The 18834-nt window shown below is 73.7% G+C and carries 14 protein-coding genes; 9 read left to right on the forward strand and 5 right to left on the reverse strand.

Features of this window, described 5'->3' with window-relative positions; genetic code table 11:
• Positions 1-29: 29 nt before the first annotated feature.
• Genes ACFUO4_RS20450 through ACFUO4_RS20460 form a run of 3 tightly spaced genes read right to left on the reverse strand, consistent with a single transcriptional unit; the run spans position 30 to position 3360 of the window.
• The gene (locus ACFUO4_RS20450) at positions 30-1778 is read right to left on the reverse strand and encodes a DUF5691 domain-containing protein (protein ID WP_383486571.1); all 1749 of its coding nucleotides are present in this window, start codon (positions 1776-1778) and stop codon (positions 30-32) included.
• Positions 1775-2017, reverse strand: a complete 243-nt coding sequence (locus ACFUO4_RS20455; RefSeq protein ID WP_383486574.1) for a hypothetical protein — start codon at positions 2015-2017, stop codon at positions 1775-1777. Before ACFUO4_RS20455 ends, ACFUO4_RS20450 begins: the two co-directional genes overlap by 4 nt.
• The gene (locus tag ACFUO4_RS20460; RefSeq protein ID WP_383486577.1) at positions 2011-3360 is read right to left on the reverse strand and encodes an SWIM zinc finger family protein; all 1350 of its coding nucleotides are present in this window, start codon (positions 3358-3360) and stop codon (positions 2011-2013) included. Before ACFUO4_RS20460 ends, ACFUO4_RS20455 begins: the two co-directional genes overlap by 7 nt.
• Before the next feature lie 154 nt (positions 3361-3514).
• On the opposite strand from ACFUO4_RS20460, the gene ACFUO4_RS20465 reads away from it, so the two are divergent.
• From ACFUO4_RS20465 to sucD, 8 genes are all read left to right on the forward strand, one after another.
• Positions 3515-4645 (forward strand): AAA family ATPase, encoded by a 1131-nt coding sequence (locus ACFUO4_RS20465; RefSeq protein WP_383486580.1) that lies wholly within the window; start codon positions 3515-3517, stop codon positions 4643-4645.
• A gap of 126 nt (positions 4646-4771) precedes the next feature.
• A complete protein-coding gene (locus ACFUO4_RS20470) occupies positions 4772-7204 on the forward strand; it encodes a DUF5682 family protein (RefSeq protein ID WP_383487869.1) in 2433 nt (810 codons plus the stop codon).
• Positions 7201-7656: a hypothetical protein gene (locus tag ACFUO4_RS20475; RefSeq protein ID WP_383486583.1), complete on the forward strand. Its 456-nt coding sequence runs from the start codon at positions 7201-7203 to the stop codon at positions 7654-7656. The genes ACFUO4_RS20470 and ACFUO4_RS20475 overlap by 4 nt, the downstream gene beginning before the upstream one ends.
• Positions 7653-8819, forward strand: a complete 1167-nt coding sequence (locus ACFUO4_RS20480) for a VWA domain-containing protein (RefSeq protein ID WP_383486586.1) — start codon at positions 7653-7655, stop codon at positions 8817-8819. Before ACFUO4_RS20475 ends, ACFUO4_RS20480 begins: the two co-directional genes overlap by 4 nt.
• Positions 8820-8998: 179 nt before the next feature.
• Positions 8999-9886, forward strand: a complete 888-nt coding sequence (locus ACFUO4_RS20485) for a hypothetical protein (protein WP_383486589.1) — start codon at positions 8999-9001, stop codon at positions 9884-9886.
• A gap of 147 nt (positions 9887-10033) precedes the next feature.
• On the forward strand, positions 10034-11701 hold the full coding sequence (locus tag ACFUO4_RS20490) for a hypothetical protein (protein ID WP_383486592.1): 1668 nt from the start codon (positions 10034-10036) through the stop codon (positions 11699-11701).
• Between the two features lie 444 nt (positions 11702-12145).
• Positions 12146-13324, forward strand: a complete 1179-nt coding sequence (gene sucC / locus ACFUO4_RS20495) for an ADP-forming succinate--CoA ligase subunit beta (protein WP_383486595.1) — start codon at positions 12146-12148, stop codon at positions 13322-13324.
• 19 nt (positions 13325-13343) lie between these two features.
• Entirely contained in the window at positions 13344-14228 is an 885-nt protein-coding gene (gene sucD, locus ACFUO4_RS20500) for a succinate--CoA ligase subunit alpha (RefSeq protein ID WP_099930861.1), read from the forward strand.
• Positions 14229-14438: 210 nt separating this feature from the next.
• On the opposite strand, the gene ACFUO4_RS20505 is transcribed toward sucD, so the two are convergent.
• Positions 14439-15500, reverse strand: coding sequence for a sigma factor-like helix-turn-helix DNA-binding protein (locus ACFUO4_RS20505; protein WP_383486599.1), 1062 nt, complete (start codon positions 15498-15500; stop codon positions 14439-14441).
• Positions 15501-15596: 96 nt separating this feature from the next.
• Here ACFUO4_RS20505 and ACFUO4_RS20510 point away from each other — a divergent pair, with 96 nt between their 5' ends.
• Positions 15597-17717, forward strand: a complete 2121-nt coding sequence (locus tag ACFUO4_RS20510; RefSeq protein ID WP_383486602.1) for a DUF6350 family protein — start codon at positions 15597-15599, stop codon at positions 17715-17717.
• 3 nt (positions 17718-17720) lie between these two features.
• Here the strand turns inward: ACFUO4_RS20510 and ACFUO4_RS20515 are convergent, their stop codons facing one another.
• Positions 17721-18587, reverse strand: a complete 867-nt coding sequence (locus tag ACFUO4_RS20515) for a hypothetical protein (RefSeq protein WP_383486605.1) — start codon at positions 18585-18587, stop codon at positions 17721-17723.
• Positions 18588-18834 lie beyond the last annotated feature (247 nt).

The following is an 18834-nucleotide window of genomic DNA, read 5'->3' on the forward strand; positions in this document are numbered from 1 at the left end:
CGCCGCCGAGGAACGCCTCGGCCGCACGGCTACGCCGTCCCCAGCTCCTCCAGCATCGCCGCCCGCAACCGCAGCGTCGTGCCCAGCCGCTGGAAGGCCTCCGCCCAGTACCCTCCGGCGCCCGGCGAGGCATCCTCGGTCTCGTCCGGCACCGCCAGCAGGCCGTCCAGCCGGCTCGCCTCCGCCGGGTCCAGGCACCGCTCGGCCAGCCCCATCACGCCACTGAAACTCCATGGGTAACTCCCCGCGTCCCGCGCGATGTTGAGCGCGTCCACCACAGCCCGCCCGAGCGGCCCGGACCACGGCACCGCGCAGCCGCCGAGCAGCTGAAACGCCTCCGACAGGCCGTGCGCCGCGATGAACCCGGCCACCCAGTCGGCGCGTTCGCCCGGCGGCAGCGTCCCGAGCAGCTTGGCGCGCTCGGCCAACGACACCGCCCCGGGCCCACCGGCCTCCGGCGCCGCGGGCGCCCCGAGCAGCGCCCGCGCCCAGCCGGCGTCCCGCTGCCGCACCGCCGCCCGGCACCACGCCGCGTGCAGTTCGGACCGCCAGTCATCCGTCACCGGCAGCGCCACGATCTCCTCGGGCGTCCGCCCACCGAGCCGCGCCGACCACGTGCCCAGCGGGGCGGCCTCCACCAACTGGCCGAACCACCACGATCGTTCACCCCGTCCCGCCGGAGCCTTGGGTAGGACACCGTCCCGCTCCATGCTCGAATCGCACTCGTGCGGCGCCTCCACGACGATCGACGGCACCTCGCGCGTACGGTCCACCGCCACGCACGCCGCCGCCCTGACCGCCATCCGCGCGGCGAGCGCCGAGCCCGGCAGCGCCGACAGCAACTCGGCCGCCGTCGCCCGGACATTGCGGCTGCGATCCGACAGCGCCTGCTCCAGGAACGGCTCGTCGGCCGCACCCAGCCCCGTCCGCAGCGAGTCGAGGAACATCAGCCGGTCCTCGGCCCGCTCCGTCGCCCACGTCGTCGCCAGCAACTCCCGCGCGGCGGCGGGCTCCCGGGCCCGTATCGCGGCGAGCAGGGCGACCCGCTCGGCGAACAGGCCCTCCTGCCACAGCCGCCGCACCCGCTCCCCGTCCTCCGGTCGCGGCAGCGCCGCGTCCCCGCCCGGTGCCGCGCGCAGGGCGAACCGCCAGTCCGGATTGAGCCGGGCCAGCCACACCGCGCGCGGGCCGGCGAACGCCAGCGCCGCAGGCCGCAGATCCGTACGCCCCCGGGCCGCGTCCAGCAGCGCCGGGAGCAGCTCCGCGGGCGCCGCGAACCCCCGGGCGTTCGCCGCGGCGAGCCACTGGGGCAGCAGCTCCATGAGGTCCGGTGCGGTGCCCCTGCGGCCGCCGCCACCCGCGCCGGGGCGGTCGGCCAGCAGCATCGCGAGCCTGCGGGCCGCGGCGGCGGGCAGCGCGGGGCGCGGGTCCGCGGGCGCGGGGTCGGGGCGCGCCGCCGCCCGCGCGGGACGCAGCCCGGCCCGCCGCCGTACGGTCTCCGCCGCGGCGGCGTCCAGCAGCGCGACGGGGGCCGCGCGCCCCGGCGCTCCGGCCGCGGGGGGACGCCGGTCGGTGCCCAGGAGCGCGGTGGTGACGAGGTCCTCCCAGGTGGCGGGGGGCTTCGCTGAGGTATCCGCCGGGGTCTCCGCTGGGGTCTTCAGCGGGGTCTCCGTCGGGGTCGTCAGCGGGGTCTTCGTCGGGATGTCTACTGAGGTCTCCGCTGAGGTCTCCGTCGGGATGTCTACTGAGGTCTCCGCTGGGCTGGACGTCCTGTTCATGCGAGCGCCTTCCGTCGACGGGTGCGTGCGGTGGCGTGGGCGTCGCTCCGCGCGTACGTGATGTGGACGTTGTCGTCGTCCTGGTGGGCCTGCCTGCTGATGCGTGTGGCGTGGACGTGGTCGTCGTCGCGCGCGGCGCGGAGAGTGAGCGTGGCGGGGCCGGTGGTGTACGTGGGCGCTCCTAGGTCGGTGGAGGACGGCACAGACGTCAGGTCGGTCGGGTTCGGTGAGGTCAGCACAGGCGGACCGGCTCGCCCGCCCCCTCCGGCCAGGCCGTCAGCGGCGTGAAGCCGCGGTGGCCGCACTCGCCGAAGACCTTGACCGGGGCGCCGCCGGACAGCGCGACCAGGCGCCACAGGCCGGGACGGGAGCGGGCGGTGGACGTGAGCGGCAGGGCCGCCTCGCCGTCGGCGTCCGCGAGCTGCCAGCCGTCGGCGTCCGGGGTCGGGACGACCTGGTCGAGGGTCACCGGGACCGAGTCGAGCCACGGGTCGTCGCGGAGCGCCTCGCCGTAGCGGGCGGCGGCCTCGGACGTGGTCATCCCCGGCGGACGTACGAAGGACGGGGCCGGTGGCGCGAACTGCTCGCCCAGCGCCGCGCGCAGCTGCCCGGTGCCCGGGTACGAGGAGAGCTCCGCCTCCAGGACCAGGCCCACCGGCAGGGCGAGTTCGGGGGCGCGGCCCGCGGCGCCGTAGGAAAGGAGCAGCGCGCTGCGGCCGGAGCCGGTGCCGTACAGCCAGATGCGGCGGGTCGTCAGGCGGGCGTCCGCCGTGTCGTACTGGGCCAGCACCAGCCACTGGTCCCGCACCGGCGGGCCGTCCGCGGAGGCGGGCAGGCCGACACGGGAACGCACCGTCGCCGCCAGGCCGTCCGGCAGCTGCTCGCGCCGCAACCAGCCCTGGTCCAGGAGGTGGAGGAGAGCGCACTCCTCCAGCAGCCGCACCGGCCAGCCGGGGCCGGAGGACGGGATCGCCCCCACCTCCCGGACCCGGGCCGCCAGTCCGGAGGCCTGGGCGTCGACCATGCGGGCCGCCGTCTCCTCCCACATTCCGTACCCCGCCTGCTCCGCGCCGGCCAGTCCGCCGCGCAGCAGGTCGGCGAGGCGCTGCTCCAGCTCCGTCGCCCCCGCGGTGACCCGCTCGGCCCGGCGCTCCGCCCGACGCCGCGCCGCCTCCGGATCACCTGAGCCGGACGGTGACGCGCCGCCGGCCTTCTTCTCCTGCGCGCGCTGTCTTCTCCCCTCTGTCCACTGCTCCGCCCAGTCCGGCGCCTGCCCCGACGGCACCGAACCGTCCTCGCCCGCCCAGAGCAGCAGCAGCCCGAGGGCGTGCTTGCACGGGAACTTCCGGCTCGGACAACTGCACTTGTACGCGGGCCCGGACACGTCCGCGATGTCCACGACCGTCTGATACGGCTTGCTGCCACTGCCCTTGCACAGCCCCCACACCGTCCCCTCGTCGGAACTCCCCGTCCCGGACCACGGCCCCGCCGCACCGAGTTTGCTTCCCGCTTTGCGTGACGCGGCGTCAGGCGCCAGTGCCAGCACCTGGTCCGCAGTCCAGCGCACCCCCTGCTGAGTCATGTCTTCGACGGTAGATCCCACCACTGACAATCGGTCCGCCGAGCGCTGCTGTGAGTGAATTTCCGCAGGTCAGAGCGATTGTCAGTGGTGTGGTGCAAGGTGGGTGCCAGATCCGAGAACGGCAGAACCGGCCGAGCTGGAGGGGGACTTCGCCATGTCTGTGACCGTTGAGCCGCTGTCCGTGGATACAGGGGATACGACACCTGCCCAGGCGTTGCGACCGCATGCCGAGGACGCCTTCGCCGCCGAACTCGCGGCGCTGGCCGCCCAGGACGACCGCCCGCGCCCGGCTCGCTGGAAGCTGTCGCCGTGGGCCGTGGCGACGTACCTGCTGGGCGGCACCCTGCCCGACGGCACCGTGATCACCCCGAAGTACGTGGGCCCGCGCCGCATTGTCGAGGTCGCCGTCACCACCCTCGCCACCGACCGCGCCCTGCTCCTGCTCGGCGTGCCCGGCACCGCGAAGACCTGGGTCTCCGAGCACCTGGCCGCCGCGGTCAGCGGCGATTCGACCCTGCTCGTGCAGGGCACGGCCGGCACCCCGGAGGAGGCGATCCGGTACGGCTGGAACTACGCGCAGCTGCTGGCGAACGGCCCGAGCCGGGACGCGCTGGTGCCCAGCCCCGTCATGCGGGCCATGGCGGAGGGGATGACGGCACGGGTGGAGGAGCTGACCCGCATCCCCGCCGACGTCCAGGACACGCTCATCACCATCCTGTCCGAGAAGACGCTGCCGATACCGGAGTTGGGACAGGAGGTGCAGGCCGTCCGCGGCTTCAACCTCATCGCCACCGCCAACGATCGCGACCGCGGGGTCAACGACCTCTCCAGCGCCCTGCGCCGCCGCTTCAACACAGTGGTGCTGCCGCTGCCGGAGAGCGTCGAGGCCGAGGTCGACATCGTGTCGCGGCGCGTGGACCAGATCGGCCGCTCGCTCGACCTGCCCGCCGTACCGGAGGGGATCGACGAGATCCGCCGCGTGGTGACCGTCTTCCGGGAACTGCGCGACGGGGTCACGGCCGACGGCCGTACGAAGGTCAAGTCGCCCAGCGGCACGCTGTCGACGGCCGAGGCCATCTCCGTCGTCACCAACGGCCTCGCCCTGGCCGCCCACTTCGGCGACGGCGTGCTGCGCGCCGGTGACGTGGCCGCGGGCATCCTCGGCGCCGTCGTCCGCGATCCGGCGGGCGACCGGGTCGTCTGGCAGGAGTACCTGGAGGCGGTCGTCCGCGAGCGCGACGGCTGGACGGACTTCTACCGCGCGTGCCGCGAGGTGAGCGCGTGAGCGGGGAGGACCTGGGCTGGGGGAAGCCTGCCGGGGGCCAGGGAAGCGGTGGGGCGGGCGGCTCCGGTGGCTCGGGCGGGGGCAAGGGATCGGCGGTTCCCGAGGGGAGGGGACGGAGTGACCGGCATTGACGGCGACGAGGGCCGGGGCGGGTCGATCGGTGGGGAGCCGTTGCTGCTCGGCGTACGGCATCACGGGCCCGGGTCGGCCCGCGCGGTACGGGCGGCGCTGGACGCGGCCCGGCCGCGGGTCGTCCTGATCGAGGGCCCGCCCGAGGCCGACGCCCTGATCCCGCTGGCCGCCGACGCGGACATGCGGCCGCCGGTCGCCCTCCTGGCCCACGCGGTGGACGAGCCCGGCCGGTCGGCGTTCTGGCCGCTGGCCGAGTTCTCCCCGGAGTGGGTGGCGCTGCGATGGGCGCTTGAGCAGGACGTCCCGGCCCGCTTCATCGACTTGCCGGCGACGCACTCGCTGGCGTGGGGGAGGGAGGCGGGGGCTGACGGGGCCGGCAGTTCCGAGGGGACTGAGGACCCCGATCCGATCGACGTCCGGGTCGATCCCCTCGCCGTGCTCGCCGAGACGGCCGGTTACGACGATCCCGAGCGCTGGTGGGAGGACGTCGTCGAGCATCGGGGCGGCGGCACCGGAGACGTGTTCGGGCCGTTCCTCGCGCTGGAGGAGGCGATGGGGGCGCTGCGGGAGACGTACGGGCACGGAGGGCACGACAAGGACCTCGTGCGGGAGGCGTACATGCGGCTCCAAGTGCGGGCGGCCCAGCGTGAGTTCGAGGCGGAAGTGGCCGTCGTGTGCGGGGCCTGGCATGTGCCCGCGCTGCGGCGGAAAGCGTCCGTGGCCGGCGACCGGGCCCTGTTGAAGGGGCTGCCGAAGGTCAAGGCGGACATGACGTGGGTGCCCTGGACGCACCGCAGGCTGTCCCGGGTCAGCGGCTACGGGGCCGGCATCGACTCACCGGGGTGGTACGGGCATCTGTTCGCCGCGCCGGACCGCCCGATCGAGCGGTGGATGACCAAGGTGGCGGGGCTGCTGCGGGAGGAGGACCGGCTGGTCTCCTCCGCGCATGTCATCGAGGCGGTGCGGCTGGCGGAGACGCTCGCGGCGATGCGCGGCCGCCCGCTGGCGGGGCTGAGCGAGACCACCGACGCGGTGCGGGCGGTGATGTGCGAGGGCTCGGACGTACCGCTGTCGCTGGTGCACGACCGGCTGGTGGTCGGGGACGTGCTCGGCGAGGTGCCGCAGGGGGCGCCCGCGGTGCCGTTGCAGCGGGACATCGACCGGGCGCAGCGCCGACTGCGGCTCAAACCGGAGGCGCTGGAGCGGGAGTTGGAGCTCGATCTGCGCAAGGAGATCGACGCCGGCCGCAGCAGACTGCTGCATCGGCTGCGGCTGCTGGGCGTGGCGTGGGGCGAGCCGGTGGCGTCGCGGGGGAGCACGGGCACGTTCCGGGAGACGTGGCGGTTGCGCTGGGAGCCGGAGCTGGCGGTGCGGGTCGCCGAGGCGGGAGTTTGGGGGACCACGGTGCCCGCGGCGGCGACGGCCAAGGCGGAGGCGGATGCCGTCGGTGCGCCGAGCCTCGCCGACGTCACCGCGCTCGCCGAGCGCTGTCTGCTGGCCGAACTTCCGGACGCCCTCCCGGTGGTGATGCAGGTCCTCGCCGACCGCGCGGCCCTGGACACGGACGTCGGCCACCTGGCCCAGGCCCTGCCCGCGCTGGTCCGCTCCCTGCGGTACGGCGACGTGCGCGGCACCGACACCCACGCCCTCACGGAGGTCGCCGAGGGCCTCGCCGAACGGATCTTCGTCGGCCTTCCCCCGGCCTGCACCGGACTCGACGCGGACGCCGCCGACGAGATACGGCGCCATGTGGACGCGGTGCACGGGGCGGTGGGCCTGCTGGGGGACGCGGTCGCGGCGACAGCGGCGGGCGGCCCCGGAGCGGGCGGGACGGAGAGGGGTGCAGGTCTCCTCCGGGGCCGCTGGCACTCCGTGCTGCGGGTGTTGTGCGGGCGGGAGAGCGTGCCCGGTGTCCTTCGGGGGCGGGCCGTGCGGTTGTTGCTCGACGACGGGGAGTTGGGGCAGGACGAGGCCGCGCGGCTCATGGGGCTCGTGCTGTCGCCGGGGACACCGCCGGCGGATGCGGCGGCCTGGATCGAGGGCTTCGTGGGCGGGGGCGCCGGGGGCGGGATGCTGCTGGTGCACGACGAGCGGCTGCTCGGGCTGGTCGACGCCTGGCTGACCGGGGTGCCGGCGGACGCCTTCACGGATGTGCTGCCCCTGCTGCGCAGAACGTTCTCGGCATACGAGGCGGGGGTCCGGCGCACGCTCGGCGAACTGGTCCGGCGGGGACCGGGCGAGGGAGCCGGCGCTGGGTCGGTCGGCAACGGCACCGGCCTGCCCGGCTTCGCGACCGACCTCGACATCGCGCGGGCGGACGCGGTGCTGCCGGTGGTGCGGCTGCTGCTGGGGCTGGGGCTGGGGCTGGAGGGCGTACCTGGTCATCGGGACGCCGGCGACAACGACCTTGCGGGGGTGGGGAGATGACGACCGAGCGGGTGAGTGGGCTGAGTGGGCCGGGGGAGTGGAGCGGTGGGTCGGGAGAGCGGATTCGTGGATCGGGAGAGCGGATTCGTGGGTCGGTAGAGCGGATTCGTGGGGCAGGGGAGTGGGTCGGTGGGGCGAGGGAGCGGGGCGAACGGGTGGATGCGGTGACGGACGGGCAGGAGACGGAGCTTCCGACGGAGGGTGCGACCGAATTCTCGGCGGAGGGCGCGACCGGGATCTCGACGGAGGGTGCGACCGGGATCTCGGCGGAGATCGCCACCGACATCTCGACGGAGATCCTGGCGGAGATTCCGATGGAGAGGCGGCCGAGGGGGAGCGTGCGGGTGATGCCGTTGTGGGCGCGGCCGTTGGCGGAGCCTGAAGAGCCGGGGTGGTCCCTGGCCGCGCGACGACCGGCGACGGCCCGGTCTCTCGAGAGGGCCGGCGTATGAGCGGCGACGTGCTGGATCCCGCGCAGGAGCGGCTGCGCCGGTGGCGGCTGGTGCTCGGTGGGGAGGCGGCGGACGGGACCGGGTGTGTGCTCGGCGGGCGGGACGCCGCGATGGACGGGGCGCTGGCCGCGCTGTACGGGAAGGGAGACCGGCAGGGGCAGCAGACGGGGCGGGACCGTTCCGCGGGGCTGGGGGCCTCCGCACCGTCCGTGGCGCGCTGGCTCGGCGACATCCGGACGTACTTCCCGTCCTCGGTCGTCCAGGTGATGCAGCGCGACGCCATCGACCGGCTCGGCCTCGCCACCCTGCTGCTGGAGCCGGAGATGCTGGAAGCGGTGGAGGCCGACGTCCATCTGGTCGGCACGCTGCTCTCGCTTAACAAGGCGATGCCGGAGACGACGAAGGAGACGGCACGGGCGGTCGTGCGCAAGGTCGTCGAGGACCTCGAGAAGCGGCTCGCCACCCGGACCAGGGCCACCCTCACCGGCGCCCTCGACCGCAGCGCCCGGGTCAACCGGCCCCGGCACCAGGACATCGACTGGAACCGCACGATCGCGGCCAACCTCAAGCACTATCTGCCGGAGTACCGGACGATCGTGCCCGAGCGGCTCATCGGCTACGGACGGGCCTCGCAGTCGGTGAAGAAGGAGGTCGTCCTCTGCATCGACCAGTCGGGGTCGATGGCGGCGTCGGTCGTGTACGCGTCCGTGTTCGGGGCGGTGCTCGCGTCCATGCGGTCGATCAACACCCGGCTCGTCGTCTTCGACACCGCGGTCGTCGACCTCACCGACCAGCTCGACGACCCGGTCGACGTCCTCTTCGGCACCCAGCTCGGCGGCGGCACGGACATCAACCGGGCGCTCGCGTACTGCCAGTCGCAGATCACCCGGCCCGCGGACACGGTGGTCGTGCTGATCAGTGATCTGTACGAGGGCGGAATACGCAACGAGATGCTCAAGCGGGTCGCGGCGATGAAGGCGTCGGGCGTGCAGTTCGTGACGCTGCTCGCGCTGTCCGACGAGGGAGCGCCTGCTTACGACAGGGAGCACGCGGCGGCGCTCGCCGCGCTGGGCGCGCCGGCCTTCGCCTGTACGCCGGATCTGTTCCCGGAGGTGATGGCGGCGGCGATCGAGAAGCGCCCGATTCCGGTGCCGGAGGGGTGATATGGCGACTTGGTGACCACCGGCTCCGGGCAGCAAAAGGGACATGACTACCCATCGGTAACGGAGGGCTTGCGCAACCTCCGCACTCCCGTGCGAGTATCGACGCCTCTTCAGCGCCGCGTCGACGCGTGGTTCGTCACGCGTGCCGTGTTCCGCCGCACGGGAGGACCCACCCCCTCTTGACCTCACCAGCCGCTCTGCCCGGTGCCGCTCTGCGCGTGTTGCGCACGGCGGCCGGGCGGCGTGCGCTGCAAGTGGCCGTGCTGGTGGGCGGGTTGTTCGCACTCGGGTTCCTCTGCGGGGAACGGGCGAGCGCGGCGGAGGGCCTGCCGACGGTGACGTCCCATGAGGCCGCGTCCGTTGCTCCGGGACTCCCGGTGACTCCCGTGACCGAGCAGGTCGTCGATGCCGTGGGCGGCAAGGTCGTACAGCCGGTCGGGGACGTCGTGGAAACGGTCACCGAGCAGCTGGCTGAAGCGCGGACGCGGCTGCCGAGCCCGCCGGACCTCCCGGCCGTGAGCGACCTCCCGGCCGTGAGCGACCTCCCGGCCGTGAGCGACCTCCCGGCCGTGCCCGAGCTCCCGGTGCTGCCGGAAGCTCCTGTGCTGCCGGAGGCTCCCGTGCTGCCCGGGCAGACCTCGCCGGCGCCGGTCACGACGACGCCGCAGCCGGGCTCCCCGGCGGATGGCTCGACCGGTGGACACGGCTCCCACGGCTCCGTCAGCTCCGGCAGCTCCCACAAGGCGAGTGCGAGCAGGGCCCGTGATGACTACGGCCCGTCGTACGGCAAGGGTTCCCCCGCCACGGGTACGGCGGCCAAGGCCGACCGGCATCGTGCCGCGACGTCGGGCGGGTACGTCCCCGCGCACCCCGCGCCCGCGGGTGACCAGGGCGGGATGCCGGCCCACCGGTCCGGCGTGGACAACAATTCGCCGCGGCACAGTGACGCACAGGCCGTGCCCCTGAACGACCGGGCCCCGCTGAGGCTCGTGCCCGGCGGCGTGGTGCGCACCGAAGCGGACGGCACCCGGGACGGGCACCGGGACATCCCGGTTTCGCCGGCCTAGGGCGGACGCTCACCCCCGCCGCCGATCCGCGGCGCGGGGTGGCACGGGTCTGTTCACCGCCCGCATCCGTCCGAGCTCCAGGACCGGCACTCGTTCCTGCCTCCATGGGCTTCGGACGCACAGAGTTCCCAAGGACCTGACGTACCCATGAACAAGAACATCCGCCGCTCCATCGTCATAGCCGCCGGCGTCACCGGCGCGTGGGCGCTCGGCTCCACGGCAGCCAGCGCCGACGAGCTGCCCGCCTCCTCCCTCTCCGTGTCGGACACGACGACGGACCTCACGGAAGGCGTGACGACCGACGTCACGAACACGCTGACCGGCGTGACCGACACGGTCGACGGCGTCGTGTCCGCAGTGACCGAAACGGTCGAGGACACGGCCGACAAGAAGGTCACCGCCAGCCCGCAGGCCAACCAGGTCACCAAGACCACAACCGCCTCCACCACCCCCAAGGCCCCCAAGATCAAGGGCGCCGCAGCCATCCAGGGCGCGAAGGCCGCTCGTGCCGCCAGGACCGCCCGTGCCGCGCAGGCGCAGCTCGACGCGACGGCCCGGGAGGCGGCCGGTGAGACGGTCGCCGCCGCGCGGACCACCGTCTCCGACGCGGGCACTCCGCTGGACGACGTCGACTACCTCTTCGGCCCCCTCGCCGTCTTCGCCCCGGAGCTGGAGCGGGCCCTCGCCGGCGCCCAGACCAAGCTCCAGGGCGTGCAGTCGGCGGCGCGCACGCAGGCGCGGGGCGTCGACGGCGTCGTACGGACGAAGGCGCAGCAGGTCGTCGCGACGGCGGGCCGCACCACATCCGCCACCACCTCCACCTCCGCCACCGTCACCGCCCTCCCCGCCACCCTCGCCCCGGTCGTGGAAGACACCACCGCCGCGGCCGTCCCCCCGCTGGCCACCGCCGCGGCGCACGGCGCTGTTCCCGTGGTCGGAGGGGCGGTGAACGGGGTGGCGCCCGTAGCCGCCGGTGTCGTGCACGGTGCCACCCCCGTCGTCACCGGCGCGGTCGAGGAGGTCGCCCCTCTCGCCACCGGCACCGTCGCCGGGGTGAGCGGGACCGCCGGGCACGCCGTCGACGCGGCTACCGCTCTCGCCTACGGGCTGGTCGCCGACGTCCAGCCCGTCGCGACCGGCGTCGCCGCCGACGCGCAGGGCCTCGCCACCGGAGCGGTCCACGGCGTCACCCCGGTCACCGGCGGCGCCATCGGCGGTGTCAGGCAGGTCGCCGACGGTGTCGTCGGTGACGTTCCGCCGTACGCCACCGGGCTCGTCGGGGATGTTCCGCCGTACGCCACCGGGCTCGTCGGGCAGGTCGGTGGTGATGTCGCCGGAAGTGTGCTGCCGCCTGTCGTGAACACCGCCGTGCGCGGGGTCGTCCCCGTCGCGGAACAGGCCGTCGTCGACGCGGGGGCGCTGGCGTACGGCGTGACGCGGGACGTGCGGCACACCGTCGGTGAGGTGGCGCCGCTCGCGTACGGCGTGGCCGGGCACGCGGGAGGGCTGGCCGAGGGCGTGAGCCGGGACGTCGCGCCCTTCGCGTACGGCGTCACCGGTGCCGTCCAGCCGGTCGTCGGTCTCGTCCAGCCGGTCGTGACGGGCGTCGGCGGCAGTGCCGAGACCTTCGCGTACGGCGTCGCCCAGGACGTCGCCCCCTTCGCGCACGGCGTGACCGGGGACGTGCGGGGGACCGTCGGCGGGGTCGTGCCCGTCGTCGGGCACACCGTCGACGGCGTCGCTCTCCTCGTGGGGAATGCCGTCGCCGGCCTCCAGGGGGTCGGCCGGTCCGTCAGTCCCGGACACGGCGCCTGACCCTCCCCACCCCCACCCGACTCCGCGAGGAAGCACGCCCGGACGGCCGAAAGCCGTCGGTTCGTCCGGCGTGACCCCTCGCGGTCGGAGCCGGGTGGTCCCCATTGGGGTGGGGATCATCGGCTCCGCGCCCCGCGAGGGGCTGCTCAAGGGGCCTCACCGGGTCAACCCCAGCTCGGTGAGGCCCTTTCGCCTGTGTTCCGAAGGCCTCACTTCCGGCACGCCGTGCCAGTGAGGGCGGCATCATGTGACAGGTATCACCGCTCAGGTGTGACCCTCGATTTAGGGGCCCCCTGCAAGCAGCGATAACCTGCGAGACGGACATGCCGCGCGCTCGGACACCGTGTGCGCCTCCCTTGTGACACTCGGCGGTCGTCACGTTGCCCATCGCGGCACGCCCACGCATCCAACGAACCGCGAGATCACTGATAGGGACGGAAGCGCGTGGACCTGTTCGAGTACCAGGCGAGGGACCTCTTCGCCAAGCACGATGTACCGGTGCTGGCCGGTGAAGTCATCGACACGCCTGAGGCGGCCCGCGCAGCCACCGAGCGTCTCGGTGGCAAGTCCGTCGTCAAGGCGCAGGTGAAGGTCGGCGGCCGCGGCAAGGCCGGTGGCGTCAAGCTGGCCGCCACCGCCGACGAGGCGGTCGAGCACGCGACCAACATCCTCGGCATGGACATCAAGGGCCACACGGTCCACAAGGTGATGATCGCCGAGACGGCCCCCGAGATCGTGGAGGAGTACTACGTCTCCTTCCTTCTCGACCGTGCCAACCGCACCTTCCTCTCCATCGCGTCCGTCGAGGGCGGCATGGAGATCGAGGAGGTGGCCGCCACCCGTCCGGAGGCCGTCGCCAAGACGCCGATCGACGCCAACGTGGGTGTGACCCTCGAGGTCGCGCGCCAGATCGTCGAGGCCGCGAAGTTCCCGGCCGAGGTCGCCGACAAGGTCGTGAACGTCCTCGTCAAGCTGTGGGACACCTTCATCAAGGAGGACGCCCTCCTGGTCGAGGTCAACCCGCTGGCGAAGGTCGCCTCCGGTGACGTCATCGCCCTGGACGGCAAGGTCTCCCTGGACGAGAACGCCGAGTTCCGTCAGCCGGAGCACGAGGCCCTCCAGGACAAGGACGCGGCCAACCCGCTCGAGGCCGCCGCCAAGGAGAAGAACCTCAACTACGTCAAGCTCGACGGTGAGGTCGGCATCATCGGCAACGGTGCCGGTCTGGTCATGTCGACGCTGGATGTCGTCGCGTACGCCGGTGAGAACCACGGTGGCGTGAAGCCGGCCAACTTCCTCGACATCGGTGGTGGCGCCTCCGCCGCCGTCATGGCGAACGGCCTGGAGATCATCCTCGGCGACCCCGACGTCAAGTCGGTCTTCGTCAACGTCTTCGGTGGCATCACCGCCTGTGACGAGGTCGCCAACGGCATCGTCCAGGCGCTGCAGCTGCTCGCGGACAAGGGCGAGGAAGTCACCAAGCCCCTCGTCGTCCGCCTGGACGGCAACAACGCCGAGCTGGGTCGCAAGATCCTCTCCGACGCCAACCACCCGCTGGTCCAGCGCGTGGACACCATGGACGGCGCGGCCGACAAGGCCGCCGAGCTCGCGGCTGCGAAGTAAGGGACGAGGGAACACAGCCATGGCTATCTTCCTCAACAAGGACAGCAAGGTCATCGTCCAGGGCATGACCGGCTCCACGGGCATGAAGCACACCAAGCTCATGCTCGCCGACGGCACGAACATCGTCGGTGGCGTCAACCCGCGCAAGGCGGGCACCACCGTTGACGTGGACGGCACCGAGATCCCGGTCTTCGGCACCGTCGCCGAGGCGATCGAGAAGACGGGCGCGAACGTATCCGTCCTCTTCGTACCGCCGGCCTTCGCCAAGGCCGCCGTCGTCGAGGCCATCGACGCCGAGATCCCGCTCGCGGTCGTCATCACCGAGGGCATCGCGGTCCACGACTCCGCCGCCTTCTACGCCTACGCGGTCAGCAAGGGCAACAAGACGCGGATCATCGGCCCCAACTGCCCCGGTCTCATCACGCCGGGCCAGTCCAACGCCGGCATCATCCCGGGCGACATCACCAAGCCGGGCCGCATCGGTCTGGTCTCGAAGTCCGGCACGCTGACGTACCAGATGATGTACGAGCTCCGTGACATCGGCTTCTCGTCGGCCGTCGGCATCGGTGGCGACCCGGTCATCGGTACGACGCACATCGACGCGCTCGCCGCGTTCGAGGCCGACCCCGACACCGACCTGATCGTGATGATCGGTGAGATCGGTGGCGACGCCGAGGAGCGCGCGGCCGCGTTCATCAAGGAGAACGTGACCAAGCCGGTCGTCGGTTACGTCGCGGGCTTCACGGCTCCCGAGGGCAAGACCATGGGCCACGCCGGCGCCATCGTCTCCGGTTCCTCCGGCACGGCCGCCGCGAAGAAGGAGGCCCTTGAGGCCGCGGGCGTCAAGGTCGGCAAGACCCCGACCGAGACGGCGAAGCTGGCGCGCGAGATCCTTGCGGGCTGAGCAGGTACCCAGCTGAACGTCGATGGGCCCGTTCCCCGAGTGGGGGCGGGCCCCTCGCGCGTAAGGGGGTGCCGTCGCGGTGTGCGTTGGCGGCTGCGGGGGCGTTGCGGCTGATCGCGCAGTTCCCCGCGCCCCTAAAAGACACCTCCGCGGGACCGGCTTTTCTTGGGGGCGCGGGGAACTGCGCTACCAGCCCCCGCCGGCCCGCGGCTAACGGCTCAGCGGTAGCACCCTCTCCGGACCGCTCGTCATCTCCCCTCGCAGCTTCTCCCGAAGCTGTCTCTCCGCCTCCGACAACGGCCCCTGCGCCACCCGCTCCGGTACCCCCTGGATCTCCGCCCCCGGTGCGATCGGTGGCTCGTAGTGGGTCGGGGCTGTGCGGACCGTCATCGCCGTCGTGCCGATCAACGCCACGGTGAACGCGATCGCCGCCCGCGTCCAGAAACGGGCCCTGCGTTCGCTGCCCGTCCGCACCGTCGGCGGCTTCGCCGCGCGCAAGCGGTCCGTGGCGGCGAGTTCGGCCAGGCGGCGGTGGAGTTCGGTGGGGTCGGCGAGGTCCGGCAGTTGCGCGGCGATCGCCTCGCGCGCGTTCATCAGCCGCCCGGCCGCCGCCGGTGTGCTCGCCTCCGTCTCCGCCGCCGTCTCCGGCAGGTCGAGGCCGACACCGTCGTACAGCACGAGGGTGCGGCGCTGCGGTGGCGGCAGGCGCAGCAGCGCGGCGAGCAGGGCGCGGTCGGAGGCGTCGGGGGGAGGGGCCTCCGGGCTGCGGTAGCGGGGGCGGAAGCGGTGCCAGGGGGAGAGGGCGTACTCGTACGCCGTGGCCCGCACCCAGCCCGCCGGGTCGCGGTCGACCGCCACCTCCGGCCAGCGCTGCCAGGCGAGTTGGAAGGCCCGCTCGACGGACTCGCGGGCGAGTTCGCGCCGTCCGGTGAGCAGGTAGGCCTGCCGTACGAGGGCGGGCGCGCAGAACGCGTACAGCGCGTCGAAGGCCTGAGCGGGCGTCAGGGGTGCCGGTGCCGCGGCCTCTTCGTGGAACTGAGGCGCCGTCACCTCGGCGGGCGGCGGCTCCTCTTGGGCCAACGTGCTCAGCAGCTTCGCGTACGCCTCCCCCTTGCGGCCGCGCGGTTTCGTACGGCCGGACTCCCACGCGCGGACCGTCTTCCGGGTGACCCCCACCCGTGCGGCCAGCTGAGCCTCCGTCAGCGACCCGGCCGCACGCAGGCGTCGGCGTTCCCCGGGCGGGGGGAGCGGGGTTGCAGGGCTCTGGGTCACAGGGCGCCCCTGAGTACGAAAAAGTACATAGTCGTATATTGAGCGACACGACAGGAGTTCGCCTGTTACGACGAGAAAGCGCGTGTCGTTGGGAGCATGACGGTCGTGATCCAGATGACCGTTCGCCGATCGCCCCTGTCGTCCCTGCCCGCCCGGTTGCGTGACCGTTCGCCCGGACTGGCCGCGAGCGTGGTGAGTGGGGCGCTCGCAGCGGGGCTGGGGCTCGGTTCGCTCGCCGTGCTGGTGATGGTGCTGTGGATCAGTTCGCCGTATCCGGACAGCGGGCCGGGTGGTGCGCTGCATGTCGCGGCGGCGCTGTGGCTGCTCGCGCACGGGGCGGAACTGGTCCGCACGGACACCCTGTCCGGGGTGCCGGCGCCGGTCGGGGTGACGCCGCTGCTGCTGCTGGTGCTGCCGGTGTGGCTGGTGCACCGGGCGGCGCGGGACGTGGTCGCCGACGACGAGGACACGGCCGGGGCGGCGGGGTGGACGGCGTTCGCCGGGGTGGTCCTCGGATATCTCGCCGTCGGCGCGGGGGCCGCGCTGTATGCGGCGGGCGGGGAGTTGCGGCCTTCGTGGGTGTGGACGGGGGTGTGCGTGCCCGCCGTGGTGACGGTGGCGGCGGGTGCGGGCGTCTGGACGGCGCACGGCCGCCCGCGCGGCCCCGTCGACAGTGCGCTGCTCCTGCTGCCCGCGCCGGTCCGCCGTCTCGTCCTCGGGCCGGACGCCGGGCGGCGGCTCGGGGTGGCGGCGCGGGCGGCCGGTGCGGGGGTGGCTCTGCTGGTGGGGGGCGGTGCGCTGCTGCTGGCGTCGTCCCTGGTCTGGCACGGCGGCGCGGCGCGGCTCTCCTTCCTCCAGCTGACGGAGGGCTGGTCGGGCCGGTTCGCCGTACTGCTGCTGTGCGTCGCGCTCGTGCCCAACGCGGCGGTCTGGTCCCTGTCGTACGCCCTCGGCCCCGGCTTCGAACTGGGCGCGGGCCATGTGGTGGGCCCCCTCTCCTCCGCACCGGCTCCCCTGCTCCCGCCGTTCCCCCTGCTGGCGGCGGTGCCGGAGGCGGGGACGGGGACCTGGCTGAACTGGGTGGCCGGGTCGGTACCGGTGGTGGCCGGGGTGACGGTGGGGTGGTTCGTGGCGGGGGCGGCGAGTGGGGGGAGCGGCCGGAAGGGGCGGGGCGCGGGCCAGGAGGCCGCGGTCTGGACGCGGGGCCGGACAGTCGGCACCGCCGGGCTCGCGGCCGTTCTCTGCGCGGCCTCGGTCACGCTGCTGGCCGCACTCGCGGGCGGGCCGCTCGGGGTGGCCGCGCTGGCCTGGTTCGGACCGGTCTGGTGGCTGACGGGAGGGGCGGCACTGCTGTGGACCGCGGCGCTGGCGATCCCGACGGCACTGGGGGTGCGGGCCTGGCGGTGCCGCGAGCGACAGGACCGGCGGGAGCGGAAGGCACGGCGGGCGCGGAAGGCGACGGTCGCCGGGGCGCGCGGAGACGTGGCTGGGCTGCAGGGCGGGACGCGGGGGCAGGCGTCGGTGTCGCAGGGCGGGGCATGGGGTGAGGCATCGGCCCCGCAGGGTGGGGCGCGGGGTGAGGCGCCGGCCCCGCAGGGTGGGGCACGGGGAGAAACGCCGAAGGGCCAGGTCGGGGTCTGGGAGTTGGACGGCTTCGAGGGGGCTGGGGATGCGCCGGGGGTGGCGGTAGCGGACGCGGGGCGCTGGTTCTCGCGACGGAAGGGCGACGGCCGGGGCGCAGCCCTCGCAGCGTCCGGTCCGGAGACGTCCCGCCCTTTCACCCCCGGCCCCGAGACGCCCAACCCCACAACCTTCGGTCCGCAGGCGCCCGGTCCCGTGACCTTCAGCCCGGGGACGCCCACCGCCGAGACCCCCGACTCCGACCCCGACCCCGAGGCCGCCGCCCCCGAGCGCCCCGCCAACCGCTGGTTCTCCCGCAAGCCGCGCACGAGCCGAGCAGCCGCAGCGCCCTCCACCTCGTACGAACGCGACGCCGACGACTCCGCCTTCGAGCCCTACGACTTCCTGCCCGCCGATCCGCACCCGGCCGCGCATCCGATCGCGAGCCCGTCGACCAAGCCGCCGAACCCGACTCCGAAGCCGAGTCCGAACCCGACTCCGAACCCGACTCCGGAGGCGTCCGCCACCCCCTGGCACGACGACGTCTCCCGGGAAGCGCGGTGGGCCGTGCTCAAAGAGGTGTCGGACACCGAGTGAGGGTCAGCTCGTGCCCAGGATTCCGCGGAGTTCCTTCGGGAGCAGGTCGCTGCAGGACTGCTTCGCCTGGTTGGTGAGCGCGTCGTTCGTGCAGGTGTAGTAGTCGCTGTAGACGAGCTGGGCCGTGAAGCCCGCGCCCACCAGCACGACCGCCAGGGACGCCGTGACCAGGCCGCTGATCGCCGCCGTGGTCTGGGGGCGGGAGCCCGAGCTGTCCGGCGCCGGGGTGTCGGGGTCGGCGGGGCGGGGCTTGGCGCGCAGGGCGCTGACGCCCCAGTACAGGGCGAGCGCCCCGAGCAGCAGCGCGACGTACGGCCAGCTGAACAGCGCGAAGAAGAAGGCCCACATGCCGCTCAGGAGCGAGTACCGGGCCCGGCGCTGGGTGGGGTCGGTGGGGTCCCAGCGCATGCCGGTGCCGGAGCCGCCGCCGCTGCCCTGGCCGCCCTCGGGGCCGGGCCCGCCGAGACGGTCGCCGAAGCCGCCGGAGGAGCGGCCCGGCTGGCGGTCGCTCCACTGGCTGCCCCACGGGGAGCCGGAGTCGTCGTCGGAGTCGCCACTCGGGCGGCGCGGCTGCCACGGCCGGTCGGGCGTGCCCTCCGGCGGCGGGGCGAAGGGGTTGTCGTCGTCCCCGGCGGAGCCTCCCGACCCGGCGTTCGCCCCGGCGCCCGGCCTGGCGGCCGAGCCGGTGTCCGGCCTGTCGCCCTCGGGCCCGGCCCCCGGCCCGGCGTCACCCGGCCTGCTGTCCGGCTTGTCGTCCGAGGGTGCGTCGGGCGGGGACGCGGGGCGCTCCCGCAGCAGCACGCCGCGGCGCTCCCCTCCCTGCATCGACTGCGGGGGGAGCGTGAGGAGTCGCAGGCTGCGGTCCGGCATCAAGTGAGCGTCTTCCCCTAGGTGATACGGCTGTCTGGCGTGAGCTGATGTGAGCTTTCACTTCGGAAACGCACCGCACGACGACCACGTTCCCGAGTCGAGCCCTCCCAGACGCTACCTTCCGGCCACGCCCCCGTCCCGTGGGGGCCGTCCGGAGTGCCGGTATCGTTGCTGACGTTCGGCCGCTTCGTAGACTTCCCCGTATCCCGGGGCGCGATGCATTCGTACGAACGTACATACCGAACGT

This window comes from Streptomyces sp. NPDC057280 (assembly GCF_042668605.1).
Lineage (GTDB): Bacteria > Actinomycetota > Actinomycetes > Streptomycetales > Streptomycetaceae > Streptomyces.